The 15,174-nt window shown below is 36.4% G+C and carries 15 protein-coding genes and 1 riboswitch; of the genes, 14 read left to right on the top strand and 1 reads right to left on the bottom strand.

Translation table 11 applies throughout. The annotated features are described in order from the left end of the window. Nucleotides 1-160: 160 nt before the first annotated feature. On the bottom strand, nucleotides 161-541 hold the full coding sequence (locus tag MHI22_RS07915) for a DUF1963 domain-containing protein (RefSeq protein ID WP_340811668.1): 381 nt from the start codon (nucleotides 539-541) through the stop codon (nucleotides 161-163). Nucleotides 542-687: 146 nt separating this feature from the next. Here MHI22_RS07915 and MHI22_RS07910 point away from each other — a divergent pair, with 146 nt between their 5' ends. The 14 genes from MHI22_RS07910 (at nucleotide 688) to MHI22_RS07845 (ending at nucleotide 15,174) form a co-directional block, all read left to right on the top strand. Next, nucleotides 688-1,005, top strand: coding sequence for a type II secretion system protein (locus tag MHI22_RS07910; protein ID WP_036120217.1), 318 nt, complete (start codon nucleotides 688-690; stop codon nucleotides 1,003-1,005). Beyond that, complete coding sequence (gene comGF, locus MHI22_RS07905) at nucleotides 998-1,423, top strand: competence type IV pilus minor pilin ComGF (RefSeq protein ID WP_340811665.1); 426 nt, start codon at nucleotides 998-1,000, stop codon at nucleotides 1,421-1,423. The genes MHI22_RS07910 and comGF overlap by 8 nt, the downstream gene beginning before the upstream one ends. A 198-nt stretch (nucleotides 1,424-1,621) precedes the next feature. Continuing rightward, nucleotides 1,622-2,137, top strand: coding sequence for a shikimate kinase (locus MHI22_RS07900; RefSeq protein ID WP_036120210.1), 516 nt, complete (start codon nucleotides 1,622-1,624; stop codon nucleotides 2,135-2,137). Between the two features lie 144 nt (nucleotides 2,138-2,281). Beyond that, nucleotides 2,282-2,374: riboswitch (glycine riboswitch) on the top strand. A gap of 261 nt (nucleotides 2,375-2,635) precedes the next feature. Beyond that, nucleotides 2,636-3,739: a glycine cleavage system aminomethyltransferase GcvT gene (gene gcvT / locus MHI22_RS07895; RefSeq protein ID WP_141905508.1), complete on the top strand. Its 1,104-nt coding sequence runs from the start codon at nucleotides 2,636-2,638 to the stop codon at nucleotides 3,737-3,739. 25 nt (nucleotides 3,740-3,764) lie between these two features. Next, a complete protein-coding gene (gene gcvPA / locus MHI22_RS07890; RefSeq protein WP_036120201.1) occupies nucleotides 3,765-5,111 on the top strand; it encodes an aminomethyl-transferring glycine dehydrogenase subunit GcvPA in 1,347 nt (448 codons plus the stop codon). Continuing rightward, on the top strand, nucleotides 5,104-6,567 hold the full coding sequence (gene gcvPB / locus MHI22_RS07885; protein ID WP_089934849.1) for an aminomethyl-transferring glycine dehydrogenase subunit GcvPB: 1,464 nt from the start codon (nucleotides 5,104-5,106) through the stop codon (nucleotides 6,565-6,567). The genes gcvPA and gcvPB overlap by 8 nt, the downstream gene beginning before the upstream one ends. Nucleotides 6,568-6,703: 136 nt before the next feature. Then, the gene (locus MHI22_RS07880; protein ID WP_340811661.1) at nucleotides 6,704-7,612 is read left to right on the top strand and encodes a serine/threonine protein kinase; all 909 of its coding nucleotides are present in this window, start codon (nucleotides 6,704-6,706) and stop codon (nucleotides 7,610-7,612) included. Between the two features lie 553 nt (nucleotides 7,613-8,165). Next, complete coding sequence (locus MHI22_RS07875; RefSeq protein ID WP_338651478.1) at nucleotides 8,166-10,334, top strand: transcriptional regulator; 2,169 nt, start codon at nucleotides 8,166-8,168, stop codon at nucleotides 10,332-10,334. A gap of 231 nt (nucleotides 10,335-10,565) precedes the next feature. Further along, complete coding sequence (locus tag MHI22_RS07870; protein ID WP_036120193.1) at nucleotides 10,566-10,991, top strand: hypothetical protein; 426 nt, start codon at nucleotides 10,566-10,568, stop codon at nucleotides 10,989-10,991. Between the two features lie 89 nt (nucleotides 10,992-11,080). Next, a complete protein-coding gene (locus tag MHI22_RS07865; RefSeq protein WP_036120190.1) occupies nucleotides 11,081-11,515 on the top strand; it encodes a J domain-containing protein in 435 nt (144 codons plus the stop codon). 30 nt (nucleotides 11,516-11,545) lie between these two features. Next, nucleotides 11,546-12,121, top strand: a complete 576-nt coding sequence (locus MHI22_RS07860) for an FHA domain-containing protein (protein ID WP_036120187.1) — start codon at nucleotides 11,546-11,548, stop codon at nucleotides 12,119-12,121. Nucleotides 12,122-12,157: 36 nt separating this feature from the next. Next, nucleotides 12,158-12,685, top strand: coding sequence for an FHA domain-containing protein (locus MHI22_RS07855; RefSeq protein WP_036120184.1), 528 nt, complete (start codon nucleotides 12,158-12,160; stop codon nucleotides 12,683-12,685). Between the two features lie 6 nt (nucleotides 12,686-12,691). Further along, nucleotides 12,692-13,531 (top strand): PP2C family protein-serine/threonine phosphatase, encoded by an 840-nt coding sequence (locus tag MHI22_RS07850; protein WP_271910313.1) that lies wholly within the window; start codon nucleotides 12,692-12,694, stop codon nucleotides 13,529-13,531. A gap of 32 nt (nucleotides 13,532-13,563) precedes the next feature. After that, complete coding sequence (locus MHI22_RS07845) at nucleotides 13,564-15,174, top strand: PP2C family protein-serine/threonine phosphatase (RefSeq protein WP_231745035.1); 1,611 nt, start codon at nucleotides 13,564-13,566, stop codon at nucleotides 15,172-15,174.

Genomic DNA, 15,174 nt, shown 5'->3' with positions numbered 1-15,174 from the left:
TTACGAGATGAAAATAAGGATTTTATAACAGATATAAAGTAAGCGTCAAATAGCGCCCACCTGTTACTAAAGGGGCGCTATTTGACGCTTACGATCGAAGCATATTTACACGAAGGTAATAAGAAATCGTATCGCCACTGCCTTAGCGATACGATTTCTATTACATGCTGTAAAGATAATAATAAAGTTTAGAAAAATCCTTTGCGATCAGAGAATCTCGCTCTATAAAAAATTGCAATGTGCCAGAGTCTGCTATCATGGCATATGTCTTTTGGGCATCACCCTCCATATCTAATTGAAACAGCAGCTCAGCATTGCCATTATTCTCATCAAAGCTATTTTCATCCATAAATGCATAACCACCTATTTTCGTGCCGCTACCATCTGTTTGATCAAAATACTTTGAATATGCAGGGTTCTCCATTGGTAAGTCATAATGAACGGAGCGAGGATCTGTGTACGGTACTAATTCTTCTCGTAATGTTGCCTTAAATGCATAAGAACCACCAAAGATAATTGGTTCACATAGCTCATACTCCATAGTCGAGTTTTTGAACGCAGAAAGTTCTATTCATACACTTAGTTATAATACTAAAGGAAATGTTATGTCAGCTGGAACCATTGCCTTTAAAACCCCTCAAGGAAAGAAAAAGGTCGTTATTACATTAGGACGAGGGAGAGCTAGAGTTGAATGAGTCAGGCTATTCTTTTGTAGAAACCATTTTAGCTATGGGGATTTTAACAATATTGTGTATGTCGTTAATACCGCTTACCTATACGATGAAGACGAATCTCACAAATAAAAAACTAGAACTCATCGCAGCTGAAACTGCCTATGAAGGTTTAAAGCAATATCAGGCAGTACAGCAAACAGAAGGCTCTAGGACCATTGAACAAGTAGAGTATCATTGGGAATTTGATGGACAACAAATTTGTGTCCGTTTTCAAAACATGCGTGAACTGCGCCAAAAATGTATACAAGATACAGGTGAAGTCCGTGAATGACAAAGGCTATACATTAATAGAAGCCATATTTCAATTGGTTGTTTTTGTGCTTGTATCTCATCTTTTTGTTCTTATTATGCTGTGGTTTGCTGAAATGAAATCAACCATGCTAACAGATGAACAAACAAAGTGGGAGCTATTTGTTTATGATGTAAATCATTCTCTACAGAATGTCTCTGCGTTTGCTATTCGGGAAGATCGAAAAAGAGTGAGCTTTCAAACTGCAAATACAATCCATCATATTGATTGCTATCCTAATATTATTCGTGAGCAAATAAATGGTGGACATGTTCCCATGCTAATCGGAATTAATAAATGCCAATTTAATTATACAGAAACCATGCTGACGGTAGCTGTTGAAATGACTAGCGGTATTCAAAAGGAGCAAAGCTTCTATGTGCCAATTATTGAAAAATGACAGAGGGGCTATTTTTTTGATCGCAATTGCATTATTATTTTTTGTAACTACTTTTGTTCTTGCGTATTGTATGTCTTATGAAATGCAGTTTCGAACATATGATGGGCTAGAAAAATTAAATGTTCAAACTACGATAAATTTATTAGGACAAATTTTGTCAGACAGTGTAGAATCGTAGTTATAAGAAGGTGATCCGAATTGCGAAAAATATATTTAGTTGGCTTTATGGGCAGTGGGAAAAGTGCGTTAGGAAGACGTTTAAGTTATTTATTAAAGATGCCATATTATGATATGGATCGTGAGATTGTGCGCCAGCAGGGAATGACAATTCCACAGATTTTTGAAAAATACGGAGAGGCCCATTTTCGAGAAATAGAAACAGAATTTTTGAAAAATTTCAGAGATGAGGCTTGTATTATTTCTACAGGGGGTGGCGTTGCCATTAATGCTGAGAATCGAAAAATTATGAGACGTAGTGGATTAGTGTTTTTTTTAGATGCGTCTTTTGAAGATATTTATAAACGAATACAGCATGATCCAAACAGACCCATTGTACAGAGCTCTACAAAGGAAGAGCTAGAAAGCCTGTATCATTACAGAAGGAAGTTTTACCGTGAGGTAGGACATATCCAAGTATTGACAGAAGGTAGAACTATCCGTCATATTCTAGAGTATTTAGTATTTCAAGTGAAAAGATTAAAAAACGAACGATGATTGTATTATTGATAAATTATGTTCGTGTTTTATTATCTTTTAAAAAATGATTGCCTTTTCAATGCATTTAATGTTAGGATATAGACAAATAAGTAACTAAATGTTCATTGACTACTAAATAGTACCAAGAACTATCTTGGGCGGATGATTGTGCGGGGAGAGCGCGTGTAGACGCCACCGAAGGAGCAAGTAGTAAATGGCTATGAATCTCTCAGGTAAAAGGACTCGTACAAGACGCAACTCTGGAGAGAGCTGTAGTATAACAATAACAGCCACCAAAGGGGAAAGCCGGCTGATTGGCAGTGTGAAAACTTGCGAGCCAGTCTGGTGTAACTTTCAGGTGCAAGGACAGAGAATCCCGAAAAGGGGTTCGTCTGTCTTTTTTTATGTCCACAGGTGCTTTAAAGATTGGAAACGATACGCACTGACTGTACTAATACAAAAGCAGACGAACTACTACCAGTAAAAATGTAACGAACAATAAGGGGGCAAAAAAGAATGACGAATGAATTAAAACGTACACCTCTATTTGAAGAATACGCGAAATACGGTGCAAAAACAGTAGACTTCGGTGGCTGGGAACTACCTGTTCAATTTACTTCCATTAAAGAAGAACATGATGCAGTGCGTCATCGTGCAGGCTTATTTGATGTATCACATATGGGAGAAATTTTAGTAACAGGTCCCGATGCATTAGGTTTTTTACAAAATCTTTTATCAAATGATGTATCTAAAATTGTTAATGGCCAAGCGCAATACACAGCCATGTGTTATGAAGATGGAGGCGTTGTTGACGATTTATTAACGTATAAATTAGCTGATAATCACTATTTATTATGTGTCAATGCAGCCAATATTGAAAAAGACTATGATTGGATGATGGAAAATCAACATCAATATGATGTGACGATTGATAACCAGTCCGATGCTTATGCACAAATTGCTCTTCAAGGACCATTAGCAGAGGAAGTTCTTCAATCCCTTACTTCGACTGATGTTCGTGCCATTAAATTTTTCCGCTTCCAAGAGGGCGTTGAAGTTGCGGGTCATCAAGTATTAGTTTCTCGTAGTGGCTATACAGGAGAAGATGGCTTTGAACTTTACGGTGCTCCAGAAGATATTAAAGCACTATGGGGTAAAATTTTAGATGCTGGTCATGATAAAGGCGTAGTACCGGCAGGTTTAGGATGCCGCGATACACTACGTTTTGAAGCAGGGCTACCATTATACGGTCAAGAGCTATCGGCAACAATTTCTCCACTTGAGGCTGGGATTGGCTTTGCTGTGAAATTAAATAAAGAAGACTTCATTGGTCATGAAGCATTAGTAGCGCAGAAGGAAAATGGTCTTACACGCAAATTGGTAGGCATTGAAATGATTGATAAAGGCATTCCACGTCATGGCTACAAAGTGTTCAAGGACGGTAAGGAAATCGGTGAAGTGACAACGGGTACACAGCTTCCTTCATCTAAACGTAATGTTGGTCACGCTTTAATTGACAGTCAATTCGCAACAATCGGAACTGAGCTAGAAATCGAAATTCGTGGGAAACACTTAAAGGTAATAACAGTAGAAACACCGTTTTACAAGCGTTCAAAATAATAGTTGAAAAGAGGGACCTACATTTATGAAACATCGTTATTTACCAATGACGGAGCAAGATCAAAAAGAAATGTTAGACGTAATCGGTGTATCCTCAGTTGATGAATTATTCGGGGATATTCCTGAGAAAGTCCGTTTTAAAGGCCTTTATGATATTAAGGAAGCAAAATCAGAATCTGCTTTATTAAAAGAATTAACAGCACTCTCTGCAAAAAATAAGGACACAAATGCTAATGTATCGTTTTTAGGTGCAGGTGTTTACAATCACTATAAACCAGTAATCGTGGACCATGTCATTTCTCGTTCAGAGTTCTATACAGCGTACACACCTTATCAACCAGAGATTTCACAAGGTGAGCTACAAGCAATCTTTGAATTCCAAACGATGATTGCCGAGCTAACTGGCATGGATCTTGCAAACTCTTCTATGTATGACGGTGGTACAGCATTAGCAGAAGCAGGTATGCTAGCAGCAGGTCATACGCGTCGTAAGAAAATATTAGTGTCTGAAGCAGTGCACCCAGAATATCGCGATGTTGTTGCTACATATGCCTATGGTCAATCCATTGAAATCGTGACAATCCCACAAAAAGATGGTGTGACAGATGTCGAAGCATTAAAAGAGTTAATCGATGACAACACAGCAGCTGTTATTGCTCAATATCCAAACTTCTTCGGTCAAGTGGAGGATATTCAAGTTATTAGTGATATTGCACATGAAGCGAAAAGCTTATTTGTTGTTTCTTCTAACCCACTTTCATTAGGCATTTTAACGCCTCCTGGTAAGCTAGGTGCTGATATTTGTGTAGGGGATGCGCAAGTATTCGGTATCTCTGAAGCATTTGGTGGGCCACACTGTGGTTTCTTTGCAGTGACAACGAAATTAATGCGTAAAGTACCAGGTCGTCTTGTTGGTGAAACAGTGGATGGTGAAGGGCGCCGTGGTTATGTATTAACATTACAAGCACGTGAACAACATATCCGTCGTGATAAAGCAACATCTAATATTTGTTCGAACCAAGCACTTTTAGCACTTGCTGCATCTGTAGCGATGACAGCTTTAGGTAAACAAGGTATTCGTGAAATGGCTACGCAAAATATTGCCAAAACACGTTATGCAAAAAATGCCTTTGAAGCAGCTGGCTTTACAGTAGCATTCCAAGGTGCACACTTTAACGAGATCGTTGTGAAAACGAATAAATGTGTGAAGGAAATCAATAAAGGCTTAATCGAAAAGGGTATAATCGGTGGATATCCTCTAGGGCAAAATTATGACTCTCTGAAAAATCATGTGCTTATTGCAGTAACTGAATTACGCACAAAAGAAGAAATTGATGCACTTGTTGCAGAAATGGGGGCTCTTAATGCATAACGAAAATCAATCACTCATTTTTGAAATTTCAAAAGAAGGTCGCGTTGGCTATAGCTTAGAAGCACTTGATGTACCTGAAGTAGACCTAGCAGATTTACTGCCTGCAAGCTTAGTTCGTACGGAAGCTGCAGAGTTACCTGAAGTGTCTGAGCTTGATATTATGCGTCATTACACAGCACTTTCTCGTAGAAACCATGGGGTAGACTCTGGCTTCTATCCACTCGGCTCTTGTACGATGAAATATAATCCAAAAATTAATGAAGCAGTTGCACGTCTTTCAGGCTTCGCGAATGTTCACCCATTACAGGATGAATCGACAGTACAAGGTGCGATGGAGCTTCTCTATGATTTACAAACTTCTTTAGTAGAAATTACAGGAATGGATGAAGTAACATTACAACCAGCAGCAGGTGCCCATGGTGAATGGACAGCATTAATGATGATTCGCGCATTCCATGAGGCAAATGGTGAAGGTCACCGTAACAAAGTTATTGTTCCTGACTCAGCTCACGGTACAAATCCAGCCTCAGCAACAGTAGCAGGCTTTGAAACAATCACTGTGAAATCCGATGAAAATGGCTTAGTTGATATCGAAGACCTTCGTAAAGTCGTTGGTGCTGATACAGCTGCATTAATGCTAACAAACCCGAATACACTCGGTCTATTTGAAGAAAACATTATTGAAATGGCGGAGCTTATTCACTCTGTAGGCGGGAAAGTTTACTATGATGGCGCGAACTTAAATGCCGTTATGAGTAAAGCACGTCCTGGCGATATGGGCTTTGACTGCGTGCATTTAAACTTGCATAAAACATTTACAGGCCCACATGGTGGCGGTGGTCCAGGTTCTGGTCCAGTAGGCGTAAAAGCAGATTTAATTCCATTCCTACCAAAACCAGTACTAGTGAGAACAGAAGAAGGCACATACCACTTCGACTACGATCGTCCACAATCAATTGGACGTGTAAAACCTTACTATGGTAACTTTGGTATCAATGTTCGTGCTTATACGTACATTCGTACAATGGGTCCAGATGGCTTAAAAGCTGTTACAGAATACGCTGTATTAAACGCAAACTATATGATGCGTCGTTTAGAGCCATTCTTTGATTTACCATATAACCGTCACTGCAAACATGAATTTGTCTTATCAGGTCGTCGTCAAAAGAAATTGGGCGTTCGCACATTAGATATTGCAAAACGTCTGTTAGACTTTGGCTACCATCCACCAACAACCTACTTCCCATTAAACGTGGAAGAGGCATTAATGATCGAGCCAACAGAAACAGAATCAAAAGAAACATTAGATGCATTCTGTGATGTGATGATTCAAATTGCGAAAGAAGCAGAAGAAAACCCATCTATCGTGCAAGAAGCACCACATACAACTGTCGTATCCCGTCTTGATGAAACACGCGCTGCTCGTACACCAGTGCTGCGCTATCAAAAAGCATAATCCACAAAAAACCGTTCACTTCATATTGAACGGTTTTTTGTTTGCGCACTTTAGGCTAGTACAAACTATACATAAAAATATAGTAATTGATATAATTACATTAATTTGTATATTCGATTTTTGAAGGGAGATTAAAATGCAGGCAGCAATATTTGAATTGAGCTTACCAATAAACAGTCTATTACATAATACATATAAAATAACGCAAGTTCTTGCCACTAGTAAATTATCCTTTGTGTATATGTCTGAACATATAAATACAGGAGAGCAACTAATCATTAAGGAATTTTTCCCAATGGAAATAGCGTTACGAGATTTGGATAACAAATCAGTAATCAATCGTGTACCCTCAACAAAGGAAAAATTTCAGGAATTAAAGGAAAGATTTCTAAGTGAAGCATTCATGATCCAACAATTGAACCATCAAAATATTGTTAAGTATAGACATCATTTTACTGAAAACGGTTCTATATATATAATTACAGATTATTATGAAGGGATATTACTGGACCAATATATACATAAATATGCTATTCATGAAAGGCATCATCTATATGAAGAAGTATTCCTTCCCTTAATTGATGCCATCTCGTATTTACATAGTAAAGGCATTATTCATCGGGATATAAAGCCGAATAATATTATAATTGATACGCAAGGGAAACCTTGCTTATTAGATTTCGGTTCAGCAATTTATTATAAAACGGTGGAAAAATATCCAATATTTACTACACCGGGATACTCACCTATTGAGCAGTATTCCGTTAAAGGAGAGCAAGGCATTTATACAGATATTTATAGTTTGATGGCAACTTTATACTTCGCATTAACAAACGAAGTCCCACTAGATGTTTCACAAAGAGTAATCGAGGATAAACTTGCAAATGTGAGAAAATATAATAGAAAAGTGAGCATTCCTATGTCATTGACTATTTTATGGGGCTTGCAAGTGCAGCATAAAAAAAGATGTTCTTCCCTTTCTTTTATTAAATACATGATTATTTTGGAAAGAAAATTCAAATGTATAAAGAACTATTTTAAATGAATTAATTCTAAAAGACCAAAATTACTATATTTTTAATACTTTTTACTTATTTTTGTCTTAAAAGGATGATATTCAAAAGAGCAACTTAGGGCCTAATAGCAATCGGACCTTTAGTTGTTTTTTTTATAAAAAAATAGGATTTATCCACTATTTCCCTAAAAAATATCATAATTATTACCATGTAATATTTTTAATAAACTGTCCTTAAAATGTTTTTGCTTACAATATATTCTATAGAAAATATTGACATTGATTTTAGGTATTGTATAGTTACTTTTGTGATACATAAAACCATTAGTGAATTTTGTATAAAAAATGCATAAAGTTGAATTAGAGTTTCTCGTACATAGTTCAGTACATTATTGTTTTTATTGTAAAATTTTATCTTAAATGTATATATCGACTTAATTTGAGTGTCTAAATGTTCTTTTAAGATGCTCGATTCAAGTAGTTATACAGTTCTAATTCTGTGTTTTTTACGCACTAATGTTTATGCTTACTCGAAATTCGTTATCTAAAGGAGGGATGGCTGTAGTAATATACAGCCAAATGAATGGAGATTATTAGTCAAACGAACAGAACAATGCTCTTTGAAGAAATAAACCCAGAGAAATTGGATTTAATTACGCTTGTTGGCGATGTAAAAGGAATCGACAGTCTAAGTGATGAAAAGATCAAAGAAATTAGTCAACATCTTCTTGTAAAAAGCTTTGACGAATTTTTAGATAAGTTTTCACCTACTGTGTATTCATTTTATAACGCGGCAAATCAAAAGGTTATGTATACCTTGAAAAAGCCTGAAGGAATTCAAGATGATTGTATATCTGAAATAGCAATCGACCAAAATAACGATTTTTTAAAGATGCTATTTACGCTCATTGATACAAAAAGAAGTCAGGGCATCACGAATGTAGATTTTAAATTTGAAAATTTACTAGACATGATTTCTCCTAAAAAAGTCATGGATGATATTCGCCAAGTTCGTAAGGAAATTCATTACCTATACAGTGAGTATGACAAGCTGGATGAGGGAGATCCGAAAAAATTAGATACTGGTGACAAGCTAAATCTTATGTTTGAAGTAGCTAGTAGAAACTACAACAATGTAATGGCGATGCTGCCTTTAGCAATTGAAGATATTAAAACACGATTATTATTAGGTGCTAGTCAAGATGAGGATGAGTCCGAAAAATTACAAATAGGTACGCTTACTATTGGTGATAATGGTGAATTGAAAATTATTGAGGCACCTCAAACGAATAGTTCAGAACTGATGGTCATTGAAGAAAATAGTAATTACGGCTTGAGTACAGTTTTCGAAGAAGACTATGAGGCTATTACAGAATCTCCGTCTTCCTATGTAAAAGATTTAGTTGTGAGAACGTTCTCACCTCTACCAGCTATAAAAGCCGAATTTGATGTTGAAACAGAAGTTCAAAATTACAATACATACCTGGAGTTCTATAAGGATGCAAAGGATGAATTTGTAAAAACGGTCAAGCCTTTAGTCGAAAAGCTATTAGGTGTCAAAATGTACTTCGATCAATATGTTACGAAAAATAAAGGGATGCAGCCGTCATTATTAGTGACAAACACGAAGCTCGATATGCTTGTGAAAAGTAATAACCTGCCAAGATTACGCACGTATTTAAATACGGTTAACGCTAAAAATGATTTTACAGATACTGTATGGTATGGCATTGTACCTGCTCTAGAATTAGAATCTTCTGGAAAAATGAAAGTTAGCCGTTCAAGATTCAAAGGGAATGAAAAGGTTACAAAGCAAGAGGGTAACACAATGGAATCTTTATCAATCCTCTTAGATACGGTAAAAGATTACAAGGTTCAAATTTTCTTTAACTTTATGGCTGAAGAAGAAACTACCTTCAACGGCATCGCAACTGCTGGGATTGATCGCCTGATCGATAAATGCTCAGTTCTTGTCAGAAAAGAATTTAGTGAGTTCGCGATACCATGCCTACCAAACTTTACGATTATTCCAAAAGATAAATCAGGCGTAGTTATTGATACGAGAATGCATACTACCGAAAATGGAGCTCGTCTATCGAAAGAAAAGGAAGATATTTTAAAGCTTTGGATAGAAGGCGTTTATGTAGGTGCTAGCTATGTAGCAGCAGGTATCGTTTCCGCCTACCAATGCCCAGAGTATTTAAAGGAATCATTTAAAAATGTAAAACGTAATTACCCTGGAGTTCGATTTGATATTGAAGCCGGAGACAACTCACTTAGAGCTGTAACTACGATGGCGAAGGAAATTTCAGGTTTTACGAATAATATTAAAGACGCTATTAACAGCAGAAGCTTCGGTTTTGTATTCTCTTCCGAAAATGCCCAACTACAGGATAAAGATATTAGACGTATTACTGTTTATAAAGCAAGAAGTCTAGCAATGGAAGAAGATGGATTCGATTCAATCTATAAAACGCAAGTTAGTACGTATATTGAAAGAATACTTCGATTCCAATCTGGTGACTTTAAGCACGAGAATATCGTTCGCTTCTTTAGTAATAATCCAAGTAGTCAAAAAAGTAAGTGGCTGAATGATAAAGGTCATGTAAACTCTATCATTCATGACGGAGATGATATTGGCTATATCATTGATGAGAAAACAAGCTTATGTCAGATCGATCTTGTATTTAACGGTAATGTTAAAAATCTTGAGGTCACGATTACTAAAGGGACAAGTGCTGTTAAAGCCTAACAATTTATTTATCACCATTTTCAATTATTTAAGTAGGGTGTTTAAGATTTATCATTCATAAATCTTTTAACATAAATATGAATCGAACGACTAATTGCTAAAATGAAAAATATTACATATTTCATCGTGTCGGTATGAAACATGGCACTGTGAAATGAATAGCTGTACTTAAATTTATTTCATTAGAACAGTCAGAAGTTACGATTCAACAAAATTTAGGAGGTACTAAAAATGGGTTTTGTATTAAAAGTAGAAGGATCAGAAGCAATTGAATTAGGGTTAGAAAGCATCATGACTGTCGAATATGAGACAGATACACCGAATGATTCTAACGCGCGCTCTACAGATGTTGGGGCAACTTTAAAAGTAAAAGGTAAAATTTTAACTGCCACTGATGGTGATAATTCTGATGATACGATGAAATTAGGATTATGGTCATTAGTACCAGCTGAAAAAGCTGATTGCTACCGCAAAGTGACACTTGAAGTGATCTCAGCTGATCAAGTAGTAAGAAAAATTCATTTCCCAAATGCTTTCGTTGTGGACTATACAGAAAGATATGGTGACACTGAAGGTATTGGTGAGTTCTTCTTATTTATTAAGCAAAAGAAAGACAAAACAGAATTGGCAAAAATCGAAGGCGGCTACGCTGTCTAAGATTGCAGCACGATAAAACACTACTATATCTAAGGAACTTTTATAGTTCCTTAGATTATTTTTAATAATCCTAAATTGGGGTTGAAAACATGAAAACGCATTATGAAACATTGGGTATAGACCGAAATGCAACACAAGAGCAAATAAAATTAGCTTATCGAAAGCTTTCCAAAAAGCATCACCCTGATGTGAGTGGTGGAAATCAAGAGTCAGAGAAAATTTTTTTAGAGGTTCAAGAGGCATATAAGGTGCTTAAGGATCCAGCGCTGAAAGAGACTTACGATGCCCGTCTCGATGGCAAAGGTACCAGCTGGCAAAATGAACAACAAAATGAAAAGCATTCAAACGGACATCAGTCTACAGAGAAAAAGCCAGATTTTAATATGAATAATATTGAAAAAAACTTTGAACATTTCTTTGGCTTCAATCCTAAAACAAAGGAGATGTCCTCAACGCTTCATAAAAAAACGAAGAAAAATCCATTGGATACAACGGATTTATTTGAACGTTTTTTTAATAAATAAGCTATGGCAAAAAGAGAGGAGTGTGATTATATGTATGAGCCATTTTCAGCTGAAGCTTACAGTGGAAATACACGAAAAAAAATGTTTATAAAAATTATCGATATCATTATTGTCACAATCGCCTTCTTTTTCATTTTATATGTTTTTGTGATGAATCAGGATGTCCTTTTGAAATTCGTTATTGGGACGGTAATAGTCATACTCGCCATTATATATGTATCGCTTAAATACGAAGCCAAGGCAATCACTCAAGTGATGGCTAAGAAGGACATTTCAAAGCTTGTTCTTCTTAATGAACGTGGAGTAGAAATAGATGAATGGGAACTTGGCGATCAAATTTCATTGCTTATTGGAAAAAGTTCAGCTGAACACAAGGCGGATATTGATTTAAGTGGAACAGAGTATGAATCTCTTGTGAATTATGAGCATGCTGTACTAAATTGTGTAGCTGGAATTTGGTATTTAGAGGATATAGATTCGGTTAATGGTGTTGGCTTAAAAAAAGCGAATAAGCGGGTAAAAAATAGATTAAAACATGAGATTCCTTACCCATTAGGTAATGGAGACACAATATACATAGCGAATACGCGAATTTTGGTTAAATAGAGAAAAAAATTCGTAACAAAGATGGGGGATATCAAAATGAGTTTGATTAGATGTACAAATGGTCATATGTTTAGTTCAAGGAGACATCGCAATATTTGTCCTTACTGTAACGTGATGGTAGAACAGGAGCAAAGACAAAATAGTCCTTCCTCACCTGTCATTGAAGCAGATGATAAAACATTGCCTTACTTAGGAGAAATGGATGGGATAGATCCTGTAACAGGATGGTTAGTTTGTATTGAAGGGCCACAAATGGGTAGAGATTATCGTATCTTATCTGAAAAGAATTTTATAGGTAGAGCAGAAGATATGCATATCCGCATTGCAGGGGACAATTCCATCTCTAAGCGAAATCATGCAGTCATTGTGTATGATCCTAAAAAACGTAATTTTTACTTACTGCCAGGAGATGCATCAGGATTAGCCTATCTGAATAATGAGGCCGTTTATACACCAACGGAATTAGCAGCCTATGATGTGATACAGCTAGGGAGAAGCATATTTTTATTTATTCCACTTTGTGGCGTTCACTTTGAATGGGAAAACAATCAAAGTGAGGAATGATGACATATGGACCAAAAGTTATTGCCGTACATAATTACCTTAATCTTTATCATTGTCCTTATCTTGTTACTGCTAATAAGAAGTATACTTGCTCAAAAAATGGATAAAGGGAAAATTTATATTGGAAATGGTCAAACAATCGGAAGACGTGATGAGCAGGATGATTATTTCTCAACTGCCGAAACGACATATGGCACAATCGCGGTGCTTGCAGATGGAATTAGCGGCTTAGCCAATGGGCGGATGGCTAGCACGATCGCAGTGACAACCTTCATAGAAGAATTTAAAAAGCTTAGTAGCTTAAAAAATCTACAAAACTTTTTTAAGGAAGCTGCTATAGCAAGCAATCATATGATTGTGGAAAACTTAAATGGCTCCAATGGAGGAACAACATTAGTCACAGCCGTTATTGATAGTGAAGGCTATCTTCATTGGGGTGCAGTAGGGGATAGTGTTCTCACGATCTTTAGAAATGGTGAATTTCTAAAGATTAACCAAAAACATATTTTTGAGTCAGTTTTAACCGAAAGATATATTTCAGGTGAAATTTCGCAACTTGAGGTTCAGGAAAATCCTCTAAAAAAGAGATTAATCAATTATTTAGGATATGCAGGCTTTAAAAATTTGGATACAGGAAATAATCCGATTCAGCTAAATAGAGGGGACAAGGTATGTCTTTTTAGTGATGGAATCTATGATGCTTTAACGGAGGTTGAAATGGAAAAAATTCTCTCTCAGCAAGCTCCACCCTATGATTTAGCACAAAGCATGATAAAAGCCGTTGAACAAAAACGCTTAAAAAATCAAGATAATGCTACCATCGTGATTTTAGAAAAAACTTGGTGACGATGAATAGGGAATAGAGAAGGAGGAGACGTATGAGAAAGGAAAATTGCGACTTTAAAACGGGCTTTTTATCTGAAGCAGGGTCCTTTCTGCAAAATAAAGACTATTTTGCCTATACAGAACTCGACGATGTAGCTTGTTGGGTAGCTGTCAAGGGCTTGGATGCAGATCAGGAAATTAGTAGTGCAGAGCTTGCCGTAAAGGCTATTTTGGAGAAGTTTATGGAAAAGCCAGCTATGTCAAGGAGAGCTATCAATAAATACCTTAGACATGCACAAAATATACTACAAGCGCAAAGCTTACGAGTAAGATTAAAGGCTAGTATTGTCATAGTTGTTTCCGACTACTCAAAAATGATTGTTGGAGTAGCGGGGAATTCGCGATTGTATCACTTCCGAAACGGTACATTAACCTACAAAAGTACAGACCAAAGTTTAGCACAGGAAATAGTAAACAGTCAGAACCGTTCATTAGATATTAGCCAGCATGAAGAAAGAGGGAATTTGTTGAATTATCTAGGTAAACCAAACAAATTTCAACCCTTTGTGTCTAAAAAAATGAAGCTTACTGATGGTGATGTCCTATTACTTTGTACAGCTGGCTTTTGGGGAGATGTCAGTGAGATTGAGATGGCTGACGCTTTGGAAGGTGTCAAAGATTCTGAACAATATACAGATTTGTTGGAAGAAATATTGTTGAGTAGGCAAAGAAAAGTTGTAGAAAATTATACGGTTGCTGCGATATTTGTGAACAAGGTGTATCAAGAAACGAACAAAAACAAGATGAAGTATATAAAAATGATTGCTGCTGCATTAGTTTTAGCCTTGGTTGTAGGTGGCGGCACGATTTTTTATCAAGTAAAACAAGCAAAAAAATTAGCAGAGTTAACAGTCGAGATGAAGGACCATGAAAAGAGTGGAAATGTTTACTTTCAAGACGGAAATTATGATGAAGCGTTACTTGCATATAGTGAGGGAAGAAATGCAGCAAAAAAATTAAAAGATCCTATACATAGAAATTTACTAGCTAGAAAATTAAGAGTGACACAACTAATTATCAATGGTGATAAATCAGCGGAAACTGGAAAATTTACAGAGGCATTAGAACATTATGAAAAAGCTAAAAAAGAGGGCAAACTCATTAATGGATTTGGTAAGGAAGAAGTAGAGCAAAGAATTGCCAACATGGATTCCGTTGTGGAGATTGTTGATGCTATAAAAGATGCAGATTTTCGTTTTGAGGCAGAGGACTACAATGGGGCTTTAGCCATTTATGAGAAAGCTAGAAAAAAAGCACTCGCCATTTCATTTACTGGAGAGACACAAATTAAAACAAAAATTGAAGATACACAAGAAAAAATAAATGAATTGAAGAAGGTTCAAAAAGAATTAAAGGCAGAAGGGTTAGAAAAAAGTGGGGATCAGAGCTATGCCCGTCAGGAATACGTTCAAGCGATAGAGTCCTATACGCTTGCGCAGGAGATTTATCAAGAAACAGAATTACTGGCAAAAGTTCTTGGACTAGAGAGAAAGATTATGAATGCAAATGATAAATTAAACCCTGTTCCACAGGTTCAACCAGCAGATAATGCACTTCCTAATGAAGCAGAACCTCCAGTAGATGAAGTAACTGATGCCAGTTAG

The sequence above is a fragment of the Lysinibacillus sp. FSL L8-0312 genome (assembly GCF_038003285.1).
GTDB lineage: Bacteria > Bacillota > Bacilli > Bacillales_A > Planococcaceae > Lysinibacillus > Lysinibacillus fusiformis_D.
This window is presented reverse-complemented; position numbering and strand designations above follow the sequence as displayed.

Coding starts and splice junctions, on each gene's coding strand:
- MHI22_RS07915 (WP_340811668.1), bottom strand. CDS start 541: ATGGAGTATGAGCTATGTGAACCAATTATCTTTGGTGGTTCTTATGCA.
- gcvT (WP_141905508.1), top strand. CDS start 2,636: ATGACGAATGAATTAAAACGTACACCTCTATTTGAAGAATACGCGAAA.
- gcvPA (WP_036120201.1), top strand. CDS start 3,765: ATGAAACATCGTTATTTACCAATGACGGAGCAAGATCAAAAAGAAATG.
- gcvPB (WP_089934849.1), top strand. CDS start 5,104: ATGCATAACGAAAATCAATCACTCATTTTTGAAATTTCAAAAGAAGGT.
- MHI22_RS07880 (WP_340811661.1), top strand. CDS start 6,704: ATGCAGGCAGCAATATTTGAATTGAGCTTACCAATAAACAGTCTATTA.
- MHI22_RS07875 (WP_338651478.1), top strand. CDS start 8,166: ATGGAGATTATTAGTCAAACGAACAGAACAATGCTCTTTGAAGAAATA.
- MHI22_RS07870 (WP_036120193.1), top strand. CDS start 10,566: ATGGGTTTTGTATTAAAAGTAGAAGGATCAGAAGCAATTGAATTAGGG.
- MHI22_RS07865 (WP_036120190.1), top strand. CDS start 11,081: ATGAAAACGCATTATGAAACATTGGGTATAGACCGAAATGCAACACAA.
- MHI22_RS07860 (WP_036120187.1), top strand. CDS start 11,546: ATGTATGAGCCATTTTCAGCTGAAGCTTACAGTGGAAATACACGAAAA.
- MHI22_RS07855 (WP_036120184.1), top strand. CDS start 12,158: ATGAGTTTGATTAGATGTACAAATGGTCATATGTTTAGTTCAAGGAGA.
- MHI22_RS07850 (WP_271910313.1), top strand. CDS start 12,692: ATGGACCAAAAGTTATTGCCGTACATAATTACCTTAATCTTTATCATT.
- MHI22_RS07845 (WP_231745035.1), top strand. CDS start 13,564: ATGAGAAAGGAAAATTGCGACTTTAAAACGGGCTTTTTATCTGAAGCA.